This is a genomic window from Streptomyces sp. NPDC001415, from assembly GCF_053597395.1.
In genome coordinates this window covers 83,495-100,462 of the sequence record NZ_JBSFIE010000023.1, presented here as the reverse complement: position 1 = coordinate 100,462, position 16,968 = coordinate 83,495, and the positions used below count along the sequence as shown (strand labels likewise).

Here is a 16,968-nt window from a genome sequence, read left to right as displayed (position 1 = left end):
GCGGGACGTCGGCATCGGAGACATCCTGGTGATGGAGGAGCGTGACCTCGCCGATGTGCTCACCGACCGGGACCGCGTCGTGCGGGCGATGGCCGTTGGACGGGGCTCCGAGCGCACGACGGTGAGTGAGGTCCGCAGTACCGAGATCGTCAGCAGAGGAATACGGCCATGGACACCAGCGGTGCGACTCCCCGTGTGGTGGTGGGCGTCGACGGCTCACCGGCCTCGTACGAGGCACTGCGGTGGGCGGTGAGGCACGCCCGTCTGATCGGGGCGACGGTCGACGCGGTCGCCGCCTACGACATACCCGGCGCCGCGGGCTGGTCCGCTCCGGCGGTCGACGCCGAGCTCGACGAGACCCTGGCAAGGCAAGACCTGGACGACGAGATCCGGAAGGTGGTCCTCCAGACCGGCGACGTACCCATGGAACAGCACCTGGTCCGGGGCGGCGCGGCGCAGGCGCTGATCGAAGCGTCGGCCGGCGCCGAGTTGCTGGTCGTCGGCAACCGGGGCCGGGGAGGCTTCGCCAGCCTGCTGCTCGGCTCGGTCAGCCAGCAGTGCGCGACACACGCGTCCTGTCCGGTCGTCATCGTCCGCCCGGACACGACCGGCGATGACGACGACGCCGACCGTGTCTGACCAGCAGTGCCGCCGACTCACGATCAACCGGACGTGCACCATGACAAATTCGATCACCGGCCCGCCCACCCATCCCTTCCCCAAAGACCCGGGGGATCCGCATCCGGCGCCTCCGACTCGCCCCTGGCCGGAAGATCCCCAGGCACCGCGGCCGGCTCCGAAGCCCGCGCCGGACACGGAACTGGTGCCCGAACCGCCGCGGCCGCCGCCCGTCCAGGCTGCCCCCGCGCCCCATGACCTCAAGGGGGCCGCCATGGGGACTCCGCCGAACGATCCCGTACCGCCGAGCCCGACTCCGGCGCCGGGCCCCGGCCCTGGTCCGCGTCCCGGGCCGGTGCCAGGTCCCGTACCCGCGCCCGGCGGGCCGGATCCGGTTCCCCCGGCACCGCCGCAGCCGGAACCGGATCCCCAGCCGCCGCCCGCACCGCGGCCCGAGCCGCATCCTCAGCCCGGGCCCCTTCCAGGGCCGGTGCCGGCGCCGGAACCGGTCACGTGAAGGGCGGTCGGCCGAAGGGCGGTGGACCGAGCTCCCTGCCCCGCGCGCATCACCCTCACCGCAGCCCTGTGCGCCTTCCCCTGCCCGCACCACGCACGGACGGCCGCCGGGAAAGGTACGTCCATCCGGGCGGGAGTCGGCGCGGGCAGCCGGTCGGGTCGGCCCCGCGGGCATAGGTTCCCCCAGCGAATGTGCCCCGAATGTGCCTGGCCGGGCGCGGAAGGCGCCCCAGGAAAACAGGAAGTGAGTGCCCGCGATGACCGAACAGCGAACCGTCACCGTCTTCGGCGCGACGGGTAACCAGGGAGGCTCCGTCGTCCGGGCCATCCTCGCGGACCGGGACAGCGGCTTCGCGGTCCGCGCGGTCACCCGCCGACCGGACTCGGACCGGGCCAAGGAGCTGGAACAGCAGGGGGCCGAGGTGGTCCGGGCCGATCTGGATGACGAGGAGAGCCTGGTCGCGGCACTCGACGGCGCGTACGGGGCGTACCTGGTGACCAATTTCTGGGAGGACATGGACGCGGCGCACGAGAAGGCCCAGGCGGCGGCCCTGGCTCGGGCGGCGTCACAGGCGGGTGTGCAGCACGCCATCTGGTCCACCCTGGAGGACACCCGCGAGTGCATTCCACTGGACGACGACCGGATGCCCACGCTCCAGGGCTCGTACAAGGTCCCGCACTTCGACGGCAAGGCGGAAGCCGACCGTTACTTCACCGACGACGGCGTACCGACCACTTTCCTGCGCAGCACCTTCTACTGGGAGAACCTGTTCGGCACGTTCGCACCGCAGCGCGGCGAGGACGGCACGTTCGAGCTGAACCTCCCGATGGGCGACAGCAGGCTCTCCGGCATCGCCGTCGACGACATCGGCAAGACGGCGCTCGCCATCCTCAAGCGCGGCACCGACTTCATCCCCGCCACCGTCAGCATCGCCGGCGAGCACCTGCCCGTCGCCGAGATGGCCGCGGCCATGTCCGAATCGCTCGGCCAGCCGGTCCGCTACCGGCCTCTGACGCCGGACGCGTTCCGCGCTCTCGGCTTCCCGGGCGCGGACGAGGCCGGGAACATGTTCCAGTTCTATGCCGACTGCGAGGCCCGTTTCACCAGCGCCCGTGACCTCGACGCCGTACGCGCCCTCAACCCGGCCCTGCAGGACTTCTCCACCTGGCTGGCCGCGAACAGGGACAAGTTCCACCTGGACTGAGTACTGCGAGTGCCGTCAAATGTGCAGGCGGCTGTTGAGGCCTTCCCGCCCGTCGGCGGACTCGTCGTTGAACCAGTAGTCGCCGGCGGCCAGGTACCGGAAGGAGTGGCTGGTCTTCTTCGGAAGGGCGACCGTGACGGCCCGCTCCTCTTCCTTCCGCGGCATGAGGGGGTGGGCGCCGGGGTTCCAGCCGTTGAAGTCACCGACCACGCTGACCGGCCCGGGCGGAGTGTCCGCCGGGAGGACGAAGGTGACCTCGGTCCGGTCCTTGCGCTGCTTGCGTTCGAGCACGGGTGTCTCCTGCCGGAATGGGGATGGGGAGCGCCACCATCCTGCTCTCCGCCACCCCCCTCCGCATGTCGACACCGCCAACCTGAGCGGGAACAGTTCGCGCCCGCGCGGGCACGTACGTCGCGATCTACGCGGCGGTGGTGAGTTCGGCGCGGCCGAACAGTAGCGCGTAGCCGGGAGGGAGCTGCTGAAGGATGCGGGTCAGGAGGTCGGGTCCGGCGTAAGCCGCGACGGCGGAGAAGGCGGACCCGGTGTCCCAGCGGGTCGTGGCCAGCGAGGCGCCGGTGCGGACGGCGAGATCCTTGACGAAGGCCCAGCCGGTCAGCGGCCGGGGGTCGGGGATCTGGGCGGTGAGGACACGTGCGGCTTCCAGGGGCAGGCAGGCGGCCAGTTCGACACGTTCGTCGCCGGTCAGCTGGCGTCCCAGTCCCGCGAGGACGAGGCGGAGGGCTTCGTCGGCCCTCTCACGCGTGGGGTAGGCGCCGTCGTAGCGGACCTTCTCCAGCATCTGCTCGTACGCCCTCCCGCAGGGCTGCTGGGTCGGCGCGTTCTGGTCGGACATCACTGCGGTGGTTCCCTTTCTGTCACCAAGGTCGTGGTGGCCGGCGTGCGGTCACCAGGGTTGGTCAGGTTGGCTGGGGGCGGCCGAAGAGGAGGTCGTAGCCCGCGGGGAGCTGGAGCAGGATCTCCTTGAGGAGGTCGTCGCCGGTGGCGTCGGCGACGGTGCTGAGGACGGCGCTGACGTCCCACGCGGCGGTCTGTTCGGTGGCCCCTTCGATCCAGGCGGCCGTCGCCCGCACGAACCGCTCGGGTGAGAGCGGCTCCGCGCTCTGCAGCGGGTTGAGGAGGATCAGGGCGAAGCCTTCGGGCAGACGCGCCGCCAGCTGGGCGCGTACCTCCCCGACCAGGTGTGCGCCCAGCAGGGCGAGCACCACGCGGGCCGCGCGTTCGGCTTCCGCCACAGTGTCGTACTCGCCGCGTTCCTTGACATGGTCGAGAAATACTTCCCGTCGCACAGTCACGGCAGCTGCCTCCTCTTCCACGGGCCACGGGCCACGGCGCGCGGGGTGCGGAGGACGACTGAGAGGGGAGATCAGTCAGCCGTCCTCCGCGTTCAGCCCTTGCCCGTCCGGCCGTCTCAGCCGGAGATCTCCTTGCGGTCGGATCCGACGCCGATGGCGATCTTGCGGGGCTTGGCGCGCTCGGCGATCGGGATGCGCAGGGTGAGGACGCCTGCGTCGTAGTCGGCCTGGATGCGCTCTGTGTCCAGCGTGTCGGCCAGCACGAGCTGGCGGGAGAACGCGCCCAGCGGCCGTTCCGACAGCTCCATCTGTACGTCGTCGCTCTTCGCCACGGGTCGGCGTTCGGCCTTGACGGTGAGCATGTTCCGTTCGACGTCGATGTCGATCGCGTCCGCGCTGACGCCGGGGAGGTCGAGGGCCACCACGTACTCGTCGCCCTCGCGGTAGGCGTCCATCGGCATCGGCGACGGCCGTGTCCAGGTGCCGGGGCCCACCAGCTGCTGCGCCAGGCGGTCGAGCTCACGGAAGGGGTCGGTGCGCATCAACATCGGAATACACCTCCGGAAGGTTCGGGCAGTTGCTGCCAATGCGCTTCACTGAATCCGTTGTAGCATGTCATCCAATGGATGACAAACATGGTGTCAGCCAAACGATGACTACCTGAGGGAGGTGTCCATGCCCCCGGCCGACCAGTCGGCATCACCCGGCGCCGACGCACAGAGCCCGGCGTCGTTCCTCGCCGCCGCGGCAGCGCTGCGAGCCATAGACGACGCCCTGCATGCCGCCCGGCACAAAGCCGTCGGCAGTGCCGAGAGTCAAGTCGGCACTGCCGAGACCCAGGACGTCGGTCCGGAGCAGGCTCTCGCCTCGCTTCTGCTGCTGCGGCAGGTGCGCGAGCAGCTCGCCGGATGGGAGACCGGCCTGATCGAAACCGCCCGCGACGCGGGCGCCAGCTGGGCCGACCTCGCCCACCCCCTCGGTGTCGCCAGCCGCCAGGCCGCCGAGCGCCGCTACCTGCGCAACCGGCCCGGCCCCACCGGAACGACCGGCGAACAGCGCGTCCAGGCCACCCGGGAACGCCGCGCCGCCGAACGCGCCACCGCCACCTGGGCCCGCCGCAACGCGGCCGCCCTGCGCAGCATCGCCGGCCAGATCACCGCCCTCACCGACCTGCCCACCGCGGCCCGCATCCCGCTCAGCCAGCTCCACGCGGCCCTGGCCCACGACGATCCCGCCGAGCTCGTCCGCCCCCTCAACGCCACCCGCCCCCACCTGGCCCCCACCCGCCCCGACCTCGCAGCACAACTCGACAGGCTCACACCCCCCTGAACCCCGCCCGCCTCCGAAGAACCCCGCGAGAGAGCGGCACGGGGCGAGGCTTGAGCTGAAACGATCCGGCTTCGCAGGAGGGCGAGAACGGGGGTGAAACTCGGGTGCGGGCCGGTCATAATGCTGGCGAGCCGAGAAGTGGCCTCACCTGTAGCCGAGTTGGCCGTGAGGAGGCGGTCGGGGATGACACTTCGGATCTCCCGCAGGCAGGACGCTCTGGTCGTGGTGCTGCCCCCGGAAGTGGATATCGGCAACGCGGAGTCGGTCCGTACCGATCTGCACGAGTTGTGCCGCACCCGGCTGGAGCCGGAATCCCGTAACGGTGTGAGCAAGGTTGTCGTGGACTGGGCCGGGGCCCCGTTCTTGACGATGGCCGGTGTGGCCGTACTGGAGGACTTCCGGCGCCGGGCGACCGATCAGGGCGTCGCCGTCCATCTGGTGGCCTGCGGACGGTGGCCGCGTGCGGTGCTGCGGCTGACCGGTGTCGACGAAGCACTCACCGTGCACGACACCCTGGACCAGGCCCTGGCCGACCAGCGGCACCAGAGGACACAGCCCCGCCGGACGCGCCAGCGGCGTCAGGAGTGAAACCGAAGAAGACCGACCGCGAGGCCGAGCCGGGAGCGGATCATGACCAACGGGGCGGGACGCCCTCGCCGCGGCACCCCCGCGAGCCATCTCGGAGACCACCTGGCCCTGATCACCCAGTTCACCGAGCAGGCCCGTGCCGGGGTGGAGCAGGACTCCAGGACCGCCCGCGTCTTTCTGTCCGTGTACTGCGGGTTTCTCATCGAGGCGGGTGTCGGCATCCGCTGGCTGCTGGAACCCGCACTGATCGAACAGGCCACCGTAGCGATCCGCCGCCTGGCTCCCGCGGCCCCCGCCGACCAACAGGAGTTCGCCACCCGGCTGTTGGCGACGATGTGGGCCGCGGGCGTGGTCGGCGGCATCGACACCTCCGACTGGGCGCGCTGCGCCCCCGAGCTTCCGTCGGTCTGCCTGCGACTGGCCGGGCACGTCACCGGCGAGACGCCGTAGAGGCACCGGAATGCCCTCGACGGCTCTACGCGTTACCCCGGCACAGATGGCGCCCACCCCAGGAGACCCCCGTGCAGTCCGAGCAGTCCGTGCAGTCCGTGCAGTCCGTGCAGTCCGTGCAGGAAACCATCCGCAAGATCCTCACCGCCACCGGTGACACCTGGGCCGTCGTCGGTCTCTCCAGCAACCGGCGCCGGGCGGCCCACGGCGTCGCCGACGTGCTCCAGCGGTACGGCAAGCGCATCGTGCCCGTGCACCCCAAAGCCGAGACCGTCCACGGCGAACAGGGCTACCCCACCCTCGATACGATCCCCTTCCCGGTCGACGTCGTCGACGTCTTCGTCAACAGTGAGCTCGCCGGGGCCGTCGCCGACCAGGCCGTCGCCATCGGCGCCAAGGCCGTCTGGTTCCAGCTCGGGGTCATCGACCAGGACGCGTACGGCCGCACCCGGGCCGCCGGGGTCGACATGGTCATGGACCGCTGCCCGGCGATCGAGATCCCCCGGCTCGGCTGAGCGGGCCGGGTTCCGGCCCCGCATTCGATGAGTGCGGGTATGTACCACTGAATGGCACACGCTCATACTGTCGCCTACCAGACCTACGGGGAGGCACCAGTTGGGGGAGCTGATTCGTACCAGGGACGGGCGGGACTTAGCGGTCGAGGACTACGGGAACCCGCAGGGCAGGCCGGTGTTCCTGTTGCACGGCACGCCGGGGAGCCGGCTCGGCCCGGCGCCTCGCAGTGCGGTGCTCTACCGCCTCGGCGTCCGTCTCATCACGTTCGACCGGCCGGGGTACGGGGATTCGGACCGGCTGCCGGGGCGGCGGGTCGCACACGCGGCGGCCGATGTGGAGGCGATCGCCGACGCGCTGGACATCGACGAGTTCGCGGTCGTCGGACGGTCCGGCGGCGCCCCGCACGCGCTCGCCTGCGCGGCACTCCTCCCGGACCGTACGGCGCGTGCCGCGGCACTGGTGGGGCTCGCGCCGCGCGACGCCCAGGGGCTCGACTGGTTCGAGGGGATGACCGAGTCCAATGTGCGGGAGTACATCAACGCGGCTGCCGGGAAAGGGCAGTTGACGACCTCTCTGGAGATGCGGTCGATCACGATCCGGGCCGATCCGCGGCGTTCGGTCAACGACATGCGGCACGGGCTGCCCAAGCCGGACCGGGGCATCGTCGCCGACGCCGGAATCCGGGTCATGCTGGAGCGCAACTTCGAGGAGGCGCTGCGCAGTTCGGCCGACGGCTGGGTGGACGATGTGATGGCGTTCAGCACCGACTGGGAGTTCCGCATCGAGGACATCCACGCGCCGGTACTTCTGTGGCACGGCGAGCAGGACGTGTTCGCGCCCGTGCAGCACACCCGCTGGCTGGCCGAGCGGATCCCCGGCGCACAGATGATCGTCGAGCGTGGCGCGGCGCACTTCGGGGCGCTGCGTGCGCTCACCCGCGTGCTGAGCTGGGCGACTTGGTGAAAGCCTGAATCCCGCTGGCCTGACGCGGGGCGGCGCTCGGGCTCCCGATGTCCGGAGCCCAGGCCAAGTGCGGGGCAGTGCCCGGGCCTTCGGGCCCGGGCACCCCCCTGCGGTTCACACCGGCTGCGGCTCCAGGTCCCGGTTGATCCGGCGCCAGGCGCGGGCCGCCTCGGCGATCGGATGGTCCACGCCCAACTGTTTCGCGGCCGGTTCCAGGATGGAGGCCCGCAGCCGCTGGGCCTCCTCCTCGCGGCCGGCCGCCCGCAGGGTGATCGCCAGGTTGGAGCGGCAGGCGAGCACATCGGGGTGGGTGGGCCCGAACCGCTCCAACAGGCCCTTGAGCGCGGTCCGTTCCCAGCGTTCGGCGAGGTCGGGACGGCCCATGTCGCCGTACGCGTTGGCGAGGTTGATCGCCGCGCAGAGCGTGAACGGGTGGCGCGCGCCGAGGCCTTCCTCCAGCGCCGCCCGCACGTCCTCGCCGCCCCGCACCGCCTCCTCCGCCGCGCCGAGTCCGCGTTGGTAGATGTAGACGTTGTTGCGGCAGGCCAGCGTGAAGGGGTGTTCCTCGCCGAGCGTGCTCTGATAGCCCTCCAGGGCCTGGACGGCGAGGTCGAGGGCGGCCTGCTTGTCGCCGGTCGCCGAGAAGTCCGCGGCCAGGTTGAGACAGCAGGCCAGGGCGTCCGGCGCCTTGGTCCCGTACCGGCCGCGGTAGCGGTTGTACGTTTCCTCGGTCAGGCGCTTCGCCTCGTGCGGGTGGCCCGCCTTGCGCAGGGACACCGCGAGGCTCTTGGCGGTGCGCAGCGCCTCGGGCACATCGGCGTTCAGGACCCGCTCGAACGCCGACACCACCTCGCGCAGCACCTGCACCGAGGCCGCGTACTCGCCGCTCTCGCGCAGGTCCCGCGCCAGGTGGCCCTTGGTGGTGAGGGTGAAGGGGTGCTCGTCGCCCAGTAAGGCGCTGCGGCGCTCCACCGTCTCCTCGTCCAGCCTGCGGGCCGCCTCGCTGTCGCCGCTGAGCCGGTAGTCGATGGCGAGGTTGTTGGCGGCGATCAGGGTGCGCGGGTGGTTCTCGCCGAAGATCTGCCGCAGCCCGTGGTAGATCCTGAGGTCGCGGGTGAGGGCCTCGTCGAACCTGCCGAGCGCGCGCAGGTCGGCGGCGAGACTGCCGGTGGTGATGAGGATGCTGGGGTGGTCGTCGTTGGGGTGGTCCTTGTGCAGGACGCTGATCTGACGGGCGAGGGTGTCCTCGTCCATCGCCCGGGCCTCCTGGTACTTGCCCTGGGCGCGCAGCGCGTTGGCGAGCTCGAAGCGGATGTTGAGGGTCTGGAGGTCGTTCTCGCCGAGTTCGCGGGTCCAGACCTTGTTGAGCTGGGTGCCGAGCACCCGGGCGCTCTCCAGTTCACCGCGCTTGAGCAGATAGCGGATGCGGTCGACCATGAGCTGGCGGACCTTCTCCTCGTCGCAGTCGGCGATGCCCGACGCGGTGAGGTGCGGCCAGATGAGTTCGAAACTGGGCCAGCTCTTGGGGTCGTTGACGGGATTGTCGCGGTCGACGCCCTCGACGGGGCGGGCCTCGGCGAGGATCCGGTGGACCTCGTGCTTGGCGGTGTCCACCTCCTCATCGGTGAGGCCGGCCCGCACCGCGGCCTGGACGAGCCGGTGCACCTGGATGCTGCTGTCCGCCGGGTCGACCTTGGCGAGCGCGAACCGGTTCAGGGTCTGGATGACCTTGCCCAGCATGTACCGCTCGCGCAGGTCGGGGTCGTACGGCAGGAGGGACTCGAACATCGAGTCGCTGCCGATGAGACGCATCGAGATGGGTTCGGCGGAGAAGAACGAGCAGAGCTCCAACAGCCGTACCGCCGCCTTGGATTCGTCGCGCAGGCGGCTGATCGAGATGTTCCAGGTCGCGCCGATCTGCTCCGAGTAGTCCTCGGGCTTGCCGAGCGAGAGGACCTTGGTGCTCTGCTCCCTGAGCTGTTCCACATAGGCGTCGACGGGGGTCGCGGTCTCGGCGAGCCAGGCGGCCGCGACCTCGACCGCCAGCGGAAGGTCTCCGACGGCGTCGGCGACCCGGTCGGCGTCGGCGACCGGGAGCTTGGTGACCCGGCGGCACAGGTGCTCGACGCTCTCGGGGCGGGTGAAGACCTCGACCTCAAGGGCCTCCACCTTGGTCGAGGCGGGCTTGTTGCGGCAGGTGGCGAGGATGTGGCCGTACGTCTCGCCGGAGATCGGCTCGGTGTCCTCCGGGAGGAGTTTCAGGGCCCGGTCGAGGTCCTCGACGTTGTCGAAGATCAGCAGCCAGCGGGAGTAGGGCGCGCCGCGCCGCAGCGCCTGCATGGCCGCGCTGGCCGCCTCGGCCACGACGTCGCCGGCCCTGAGGTCCATCTCGGCGGCCAGCTCGGCCAGCGAGGACACCACCCGGTCGGGCTGCTCGGCCTCGATCCACCACACCAGGTCGTAGTCGGCGCGGAAGCGGTGCGCGTACTCGCGGGCCACCTGCGTCTTGCCGACGCCGCCGAGCCCGTACAGGACCTGTGGGAAGCGCTGTGCGGAGCGGCCGTCGCCCCGCAGTTGGTCGCGGAGCTTCTCTAGGACGGAGGTGCGGCCGGTGAACCAGGCGTGCCGGGGCCGTACGTTCCAGATCTTGGGCACGCTGCCCGGATAGCGGGGCCCGGCCGGTCCGGCCGTCAGGGCGGTGACCGCCTCGGCCCGGTCGAGCGCGTGCAGCACGGCGGCCCCCGCCTCGTTCTCGTCGAGGCGTACGAGGTCGATGAGACCGCGGCTGCTGAGCGGCGGGGCGAGCCGTACGTCGCCGACGCGGATCGGCAGTATCTGGCGCCGCCCGCCCGCCGCGTCGAGCCCGGCCCCGGTCTCCCAGAAGCTCCGGTCGCGTTCGGTGTTGAGGTAGGCCTGCGAGACGACGGGGATGACGCGGTATCCGGCGCCGGAGGTGAACTCGGCTTCCACGGTGGCCGATTGGGGCGTCCGTACCTCGATCGGCACGACGTGGAAGCCGCCGACCGTCAGCACGTGCACCAGCCAGTCCGCCCACATCTGGTCCTCGGCGACATGGGTGAGGACCACATTGGACGGCGGCATGGGCCGGCGCCGGGTGTAGGCGGCGACATGGGTGAGGCGGTCGGCCTCGTCCATGGGTGGCAGGGAGTTCACCAGGCCGCCGGTGAGGACTGAGGTGAGCCGTTCGCAGGCGCTGAGCATGGAGCTGCTGACGTTGGGCGCGTCTCCGAAGGTGGCCAGGATCTCCTCGTAGGCGTAGAAGGGGCGGTAGGGAACCTCCACCGTGCCCCAGTAGTTGCCGAGTTCCTCGGTGCTCAGTCCGCTGGGGAAGCCGGGGAAGCTCTCGCGGGCCAGCGCCCGGCCGGCATCCGCCTTCTCCTTCTCGCCGTCGTCGATGCGCATCGGGACGGGCAGGATGCGGATGCGCCGCTCGTGGTAGCGCTCCTCGATGTCGCGGGCCACCGCCGAGGCGCCGTCGATGCTCTGGTCGCTCAACGTGAAGCAGACGACGAGGACTTCGGGCATCTGGACGGTGCAGATGTCGGCGATGTCGCTGAGGCCGGTACGGCTGTCGATCAGGGTGTAGTCGTAGTGGCGCTGCATGTCGTCGCGCATGGCGTCGAAGAACTGGCCGCCGCCGAACCGCTCGTGGAAGTCGTCCCAGTCCATCTTCCCCACGATGGACGGGTAGTCGCGGTTGCGCCGCCCGGCGGAGAGGAAGTCGAGGCTGCCGCCCTGCGGGAAGTTCCAGTTCAGGGAGGTGGCGTGGGGGCGCACCCGGGCGTAGTCGCGGTGCCAGTCGGGGTCGCGGTCGGCGGGGCGCCGGGCCTCGTCCTGGTAGTCGGTGATCAGGTTGATCAGGCCGGGGGTCGCCTCCAGGTCGGCGAGGTCGAGAAAGGGGTGGAAGAACCGGTGCAGTCCCGGCGCCTCCAGGTCCCAGTCGACGGCCAGTACCCGGTATCCGTTGGCCGCCAGGATCCATGCGCAGTTGGCCAGCGCCATGGTCCGTCCGGTGCCGCCCTTGTACGAATAGAACGTGACGACGGTCCCGTTGCGGTTCTCAGTCATCTGATGAGCCCTCCGCCTTATCCCCGTTGTTCTTGTCCTGGTCCGTGGCCTGGTCGTCCTGGTCGTCCGTGTCTTCGTCCGGGCTCTCGTCCATGTTCGGACCGCGGCCGCCCGGGCCGCTGACGCCGTAGCCGAGGCCGCCCGGAAGCACCCGGGGCATCGGCCCGCCGCTTCCGGGCGGTGGATAGGTCGGCCCGTGGGCCTCGTAATGTCTGACCGCCGCCCTCACGGCCCCCGGGATCGCCTTGCTGAAGGCGTCCAGGGTGGGCAGTCCGGCGCTCGGAGTGCGGTGTCCGTGGCTCTCGTCGACCCGGGGGGCGAGCGCGTCGTCGGTGTGCCGCGACAGCTCCTCCTCGCGCGACCGGGTTTGGGGGTCGGCCTGGCTCCACGGAACCATGACGCTGATCCACGGCCGGGGCGAGGCGCACAGCTGGGTCATCAGGTCGCGGCGGTGCCGGGCGTCCAGGGCCCAGCGGTCGAGCAGCAGCAGACCGGGCCCGGTGGGCGGGTCGGAGTCGAGGAGCCGCTGGGGCTCGGCCTCGAAGTCGCTGAGGTGGACGTGCACGGTGGAGTCCAGGCTGCGCAGGACGTCCACGGTATGGTCGGCGAGCGGTCTGGACGAGGCCGGATGGTACGGGTTCCAGTCGAGGGCCTCGGATCCGTAGCAGTCCGGACTGCGTCCGGTGGGGAGGGTGGAGCGCGAGCAGGCCAGGACGGAGACCTCCAGTTCGCGGGCGGGCTCGCCGGTCGGACCGAAGGCGGGCGGCACCTTCGCGTAGTCCTGGTGCGGGTCACCGGCTTCGAGGCGGATCTGCTGGCCGACGCTCACGATGCGTTTGGCGAGCTGGTAGACGGCGCGTTCGTACTGGTCGCGCAGGTAGTTGAGTTTGATGAGGCCGTAGAAGCCCTCGTCGGCGTACTCGTCGCCGAAGGTGGCGTGGTTGAACTGGAGCCGCTCGGCGGGCTGCGGCAGCTGTCGGGTCGGCACGGGGACCCACAGCGCGGGCACGATCCCGGTGACGGGGTTGCTGTTGTTGTGGCTGTTACGGAGGTTCTGAGCGGCGGCCCGGCTGGAGAAGGCGAACCACTCGCGGCCGCACTGTTCGCTGAGGAAATAGCGCGGCGAATAGAGCGGCACGAACACCTTGCAGAACGCCAAAGCCTCCGAGAGCCGTTCCTGCCACCCCTCGCCGGGCTGCATCTGCTGGTCCATGAACCCGGCGCTGCCGGCCGGCAGGGACGTCAGCTGCATCACATGGGCGCAGAGGTCCCGGAAGAACCGCTCCACCCAGAGGTTGGGGTTCCGCTCCTTGGGGTCGCTCTTCGGCGTGTGCGCGTAACTGAGGAAGAAGTACGGCTCCCTCTTCTTCTCGTCGCCCCCGGTCCCCGCTGGTCCCTGCACCACTGTCTCCCCCGGTCCAAGTGGATGGGCCCTCAGTGTAGGAACGGAGGATTCTCCGGCGGAACAGAACGAACAAACCCATTGGTCGATCTACTCGCGGACTTTCGATCAGATCATGACCGAAATCATGCGACGCCCGTCGAGTGGATCAACCAATTAGGGGGAGAATTCGCTCAATTCGATGGGGAATTCGCTCAGCGCGTGGCTTCGACGCGGGCCTTCCACTCGGCGCGATGACGCTCCGCGGAGCCGACCGCGGCGGACAGCGCGGCCCCCGAAACGGGTTCGTCGCGCCAGCCGCGCACCGTCTCGCCCATGCTCCCGACGAAGTGTTGTCCCAGGTCGGTGAGGGATCCCGAGCCGAGCAGCTCCTCGACGGCCTCCGCCGTCTGCTGCCGCCAGCGGGCGAACTGCGCCTCGGCCGAGCCGCGTTCACCGGCGCCCTGCGCGGTCTCGCGACGCACCCGCCAGAAGTCGGTCACCGCGATATGGGCGTACGTTCCCTGGAGCAGCCCGCCGATCGGCCGCGGATCGTCGCGCCAGGGGGCGTAGTACAGGTTCCGGTCGGCCTGGTCGTACAGGTCGACGGCGTCCAGGACCGCGGCGAGTTTCACGTGCTGGAACTCGTGGACGATCAACAGCGCGAGCTGGTCGGGCGAGGCGGGCCGGGCGGCTCCGATCGCACCCCATGCCTCCTTGCAGGCGGCGCTGACGTTGGTGCCGGCCGGTGCGTGCAACGGGGTGATCAGGCCCAGTCCGGCGGCCACGCCGTCGGCGTAGGCGGGCAGTTCGCGGCGGATCAGGGACCAGGCGCCGGTCAGGTCCTCGGCCCACAGCTTGGCCTCGTCGGCCGCGAGCCGCTCGGAGACGGGCCACTTGTGGCAGTCCCGCAGCGGGTCGGTGTCCTCGATGGCCACGGTCCAGCCCTCGCCGTCGAAGAGGCGCACGGGGTGCCAGTGCGGGGTCGGCCCGTCCAGGCCTTCGTGCCAGCCGATGTCGAGCCGCCGGGACCCGGCCCGCACCGTGAACCCGTCGGAGCCCGCGGCCACTTCGGCGTGTGCGGTCCCGCCGTCGAGCCGTACGCTGCCGAGCCCGGGCAGTCGCAGGGACCCGCCGCGCAGCGGCACCGTGACGCGCTGGCCGAGGCGGGCCCGCAGCACCGTGGCGGCCGCGATCTCGGCGAGGCCGCCCGCGGGCGCGGCCCGGCCTTCGAGCACGCTCAGGGCCCACGGCCTGGTGTAGGGGTGGGCGAGGACCGCGTCGAGTTCGTCGGGCACCTCGGCGTCCAGGTGGGTCAGGAGCTCCCATGCCTCGGCGCCCTCGCGGTCGGAGAGCGCGATGTGCTCGCTGACGGCGGCGAGCAGGTCCTGGTTGATCTCCAGCTGGGCCGCCGCGAGGCGCGTGACGGTGTCCGCCCCACCGAAGCCCGCGGCCAGCGCGTCGAAGTCTCCCTGTTCCAGGGGCAGTTCGGCGGGTGTCGGCATCGGTGCGGGCACGGCCGCCTCCCGGTCTCGGATGGTGGTGACCAGTGCCAGCAGGTCGGGGCAGAACACGGAGGGGTTGTCGAACTCGTTGCCCGTGCGGTAGCGGTGGGCGTAGAGGCCGCCGCCGCAGGACTGGACGACCGGGCAGCTCCGGCACTGGTCGCAGAGCTGCTCGACGCCCTGCTGGCGGGCCAGCATGCCGGGGTGCTGGAGCACGTCGTCGAGGGAGTGCGTGAAGACGTCCATACCGGTGGCCGGGGCCCCGTCGTACGACGTCTTGAGGCTGTCGGCCTGCTCGAAGGTGCCGTCGGTCTCGATGACGACGAGGTCGGCCGGGGCGAGTCCGAGCGATTCCGTGAGGCTGCTCTCGCCCCGCAGGGTGCGCAGCACGGAGTCGAAGATGCGGACCGGCACGGGGCGGCCCGCCGCGTCCCAGCGCCGGTAGATCGCGTCGAGCCAGTCGGCGTACGGCGTGGCCGCGCCGCCGGGGCGGGGCGGCGGGGTGTCCCAAGTGGCGTGCGGGAGAAGGAAGTCGATGCGGGGCGGCGAGAGTTCGACGAGGGCGTCGTAGACGGCGACCGGGTCGTTCTCGACGTCGATGGTGCACAGGAGGCCGGCGAACAGTCGCCGGTAGCGCGGGCGGCTCAGCAGTTCCACCGCGCGGATCACCTTGGCGTGGCTGCTGCGGCCGTCTGCATACCGGCGGTGACGGTCGTTGGAGACCTTGTCGCCGTCGAGGGACACCCCGACCTTGATGCCGAGTTCCAGGAAGAGCTCGCAGAACTTCTCGTCGAGGAGCACACCGTTGGTGTGCATGCGCAGATCGAGGGCGCTCACTCCGTGCAGGGCCCGCTGGAGTTCCTCGGCGGCGCGCCGGATCCGGTCGGGCCCGGCGAGCAGCGGCTCGCCGCCGTGCAGAACGACGTGGACCATGGGGAGTTGGTGGCGCCTGGCGTGTTCGGCGATGCGGTTCGCCACTTGGGCGAGGATCTCCTCCGACACGGCCCGGGGGCGCCCGCGCCAGCTCGTGTCCGCGTGTTCGTAGACGTAACAGTGATCGCATGCCAGATCGCAGCGGCTGTGCACCTTCAGCACGAACTGCGACAGGGCAGGCTGATTCGGCCGGTGGGTCCCGTCCATCCCGTCCATGGGGTGAGTCGTTCCGCCCGTCAGAGCGCCGACTGGAAGGCGGACGTACCGGGAACGCCGGGGCTCCCGCCCGCTGTCATCACCCTGGTCAGGCTCGCCGGAACCTTCCCGGCACTCTGCGCCGCTGCCCGCTTCACCAGTGGCAAGCGCCTGCTGGCCGGCCTGTGGGGGGCGGGGCCGGGCCGTTCGGCCGCCGAGACGAGAGCTTCCACGTGAGCGCCTTTCGGATCGTAGCGCGCCGTTTTCGCAGCAAGGTCTTTCTGGATCACTGCACAGAAACACGGCTCACAGAACATTGCATGGGCTTTTCCTGCGTCGTGCAATTCGGCCGCACGCCGTGCCCATGTGCGCTCATGCGCCACGAGCGACTGGTCCGACCACTGCCGCCTCCCCGGGACACCACAACTGCGTTGGCCCGTGCCCAGGTTCGGCGTTGGCGCCAAAACCACTCGCACGAGTGGTTTCGTCCGAGATGAACTCCGCTTTCGTCGCCCCCCTCAGTCGCGAGAGTGACGATAGTCAGCCTCCACCCGACTCGGCCCTGAACACCAGGCACAAGGCCAAAATCGTCCAGAACGCGAGGTCGAACCGATCACGGTGCGCGCCCCGGGGGCATACACCGGCTCACATTCGGGCTCGGGCTCCCCGTTCCACCCCCCTGACAAGCGTAAGGCCCGAACGCTAACAGGCCCTACTCGCAAGGCGGTTGAGCGTCTCAGCGTTCGAACGGGACCGAGATCGCCATCGTCATCACGACCGGCTCGGAGCCCTGATTCCCGTACGTGTGCGCCGCGTTGGCCTCGAACGATGCCGAATGACCCGCCGGGACGGAGTGGTCGACGCCGTCCACCGCGAGGGTCAGCGTGCCTTCCGTCACATGGATGAGCTCGAACGTCCCCGCCGGATGCGGATCGGAAGCACTGCTGTCTCCCGGCATCAGGTGCCACTGCCACATCTCCAGCGGGCCGGGCGCCTCGGTCCCGGCGAGCAGCGCGCTGTAGCTCCCCCGCTCCGTGGACCAGAGCCGGACGACCTGCTCCGGCGGAACGACGCGGACCTTGGGGCCGCTCTCGTAGTCGAGCAGGGTGGTGATGCTCACGCCGAGCGCGTCACCGATCTTCACGACGGTGCCCACGCTGGGATTCGTCCGCGCCTGCTCGATCTGGATGAGCATGCCGCGGCTGACCCCGGCGCGGGTCGCGAGCGCGTCCAGGGTGAAGCCGCGCTCGTTGCGCCAGCGCTTGACGTTGCGGGCCAGTGACTGGGTCAGCAGTTCGAGGTCCGACACATTCCGTCCATGAGGTGGGCCCCCGGAGAGGCCAGCCAATATTTTTGATGACAGAGTT

16 protein-coding genes are annotated in these 16,968 nt (G+C 70.5%); 8 read left to right on the top strand and 8 right to left on the bottom strand.

Features of this window, described 5'->3' with window-relative positions:
* Positions 1-168 precede the first annotated feature (168 nt).
* Both ACWC2B_RS26685 and ACWC2B_RS26680 read left to right on the top strand, forming a co-directional pair.
* Positions 169-639 carry a universal stress protein gene (locus ACWC2B_RS26685; protein WP_450720791.1) on the top strand — a complete coding sequence of 157 codons (471 nt, stop codon included), beginning with the start codon at positions 169-171 and terminating at the stop codon, positions 637-639.
* A gap of 752 nt (positions 640-1,391) precedes the next feature.
* Positions 1,392-2,339: an NmrA/HSCARG family protein gene (locus tag ACWC2B_RS26680; protein ID WP_450720789.1), complete on the top strand. Its 948-nt coding sequence runs from the start codon at positions 1,392-1,394 to the stop codon at positions 2,337-2,339.
* 15 nt (positions 2,340-2,354) lie between these two features.
* Here ACWC2B_RS26680 and ACWC2B_RS26675 read toward each other — a convergent pair whose 3' ends face one another.
* The 4 genes from ACWC2B_RS26675 to ACWC2B_RS26660 form a co-directional block, all read right to left on the bottom strand.
* Positions 2,355-2,630, bottom strand: coding sequence for an isoamylase early set domain-containing protein (locus ACWC2B_RS26675; protein WP_450720787.1), 276 nt, complete (start codon positions 2,628-2,630; stop codon positions 2,355-2,357).
* Between the two features lie 127 nt (positions 2,631-2,757).
* Positions 2,758-3,192, bottom strand: coding sequence for a DUF2267 domain-containing protein (locus ACWC2B_RS26670; protein WP_450720785.1), 435 nt, complete (start codon positions 3,190-3,192; stop codon positions 2,758-2,760).
* A 64-nt stretch (positions 3,193-3,256) separates the two neighbouring features.
* Complete coding sequence (locus tag ACWC2B_RS26665) at positions 3,257-3,652, bottom strand: DUF2267 domain-containing protein (RefSeq protein WP_450720783.1); 396 nt, start codon at positions 3,650-3,652, stop codon at positions 3,257-3,259.
* A gap of 116 nt (positions 3,653-3,768) precedes the next feature.
* A complete protein-coding gene (locus tag ACWC2B_RS26660) occupies positions 3,769-4,200 on the bottom strand; it encodes an Hsp20/alpha crystallin family protein (RefSeq protein WP_450720781.1) in 432 nt (143 codons plus the stop codon).
* A gap of 127 nt (positions 4,201-4,327) precedes the next feature.
* Here ACWC2B_RS26660 and ACWC2B_RS26655 point away from each other — a divergent pair, with 127 nt between their 5' ends.
* From ACWC2B_RS26655 to ACWC2B_RS26635, 5 genes are all read left to right on the top strand, one after another.
* Positions 4,328-4,981, top strand: coding sequence for a type III effector protein (locus tag ACWC2B_RS26655; protein WP_450720779.1), 654 nt, complete (start codon positions 4,328-4,330; stop codon positions 4,979-4,981).
* A 183-nt stretch (positions 4,982-5,164) separates the two neighbouring features.
* Entirely contained in the window at positions 5,165-5,569 is a 405-nt protein-coding gene (locus ACWC2B_RS26650; protein ID WP_450720777.1) for an STAS domain-containing protein, read from the top strand.
* 42 nt (positions 5,570-5,611) lie between these two features.
* Positions 5,612-6,019 (top strand): hypothetical protein, encoded by a 408-nt coding sequence (locus ACWC2B_RS26645; RefSeq protein ID WP_450720775.1) that lies wholly within the window; start codon positions 5,612-5,614, stop codon positions 6,017-6,019.
* Between the two features lie 107 nt (positions 6,020-6,126).
* Positions 6,127-6,534, top strand: coding sequence for a CoA-binding protein (locus ACWC2B_RS26640; protein WP_450720839.1), 408 nt, complete (start codon positions 6,127-6,129; stop codon positions 6,532-6,534).
* Between the two features lie 100 nt (positions 6,535-6,634).
* Positions 6,635-7,498 carry an alpha/beta fold hydrolase gene (locus tag ACWC2B_RS26635; RefSeq protein ID WP_450720773.1) on the top strand — a complete coding sequence of 288 codons (864 nt, stop codon included), beginning with the start codon at positions 6,635-6,637 and terminating at the stop codon, positions 7,496-7,498.
* 114 nt (positions 7,499-7,612) lie between these two features.
* Here the strand turns inward: ACWC2B_RS26635 and fxsT are convergent, their stop codons facing one another.
* The 3 genes from fxsT to ACWC2B_RS26620 all read right to left on the bottom strand — a co-directional run bounded on the left by fxsT (position 7,613) and on the right by ACWC2B_RS26620 (position 15,613).
* Complete coding sequence (fxsT, locus tag ACWC2B_RS26630) at positions 7,613-11,587, bottom strand: FxSxx-COOH system tetratricopeptide repeat protein (RefSeq protein ID WP_450720771.1); 3,975 nt, start codon at positions 11,585-11,587, stop codon at positions 7,613-7,615.
* On the bottom strand, positions 11,580-12,989 hold the full coding sequence (locus tag ACWC2B_RS26625; protein ID WP_450720769.1) for a TIR-like protein FxsC: 1,410 nt from the start codon (positions 12,987-12,989) through the stop codon (positions 11,580-11,582). The genes fxsT and ACWC2B_RS26625 overlap by 8 nt, the downstream gene beginning before the upstream one ends.
* 194 nt (positions 12,990-13,183) lie before the next feature.
* The gene (locus ACWC2B_RS26620) at positions 13,184-15,613 is read right to left on the bottom strand and encodes an FxsB family cyclophane-forming radical SAM/SPASM peptide maturase (RefSeq protein ID WP_450720837.1); all 2,430 of its coding nucleotides are present in this window, start codon (positions 15,611-15,613) and stop codon (positions 13,184-13,186) included.
* 12 nt (positions 15,614-15,625) lie between these two features.
* Here ACWC2B_RS26620 and ACWC2B_RS26615 point away from each other — a divergent pair, with 12 nt between their 5' ends.
* Positions 15,626-15,838 (top strand): hypothetical protein, encoded by a 213-nt coding sequence (locus tag ACWC2B_RS26615; RefSeq protein ID WP_450720767.1) that lies wholly within the window; start codon positions 15,626-15,628, stop codon positions 15,836-15,838.
* A 499-nt stretch (positions 15,839-16,337) separates the two neighbouring features.
* Here ACWC2B_RS26615 and ACWC2B_RS26610 read toward each other — a convergent pair whose 3' ends face one another.
* A complete protein-coding gene (locus ACWC2B_RS26610) occupies positions 16,338-16,910 on the bottom strand; it encodes a helix-turn-helix domain-containing protein (RefSeq protein ID WP_450720765.1) in 573 nt (190 codons plus the stop codon).
* Between the last annotated feature and the right edge of the window lie 58 nt (positions 16,911-16,968).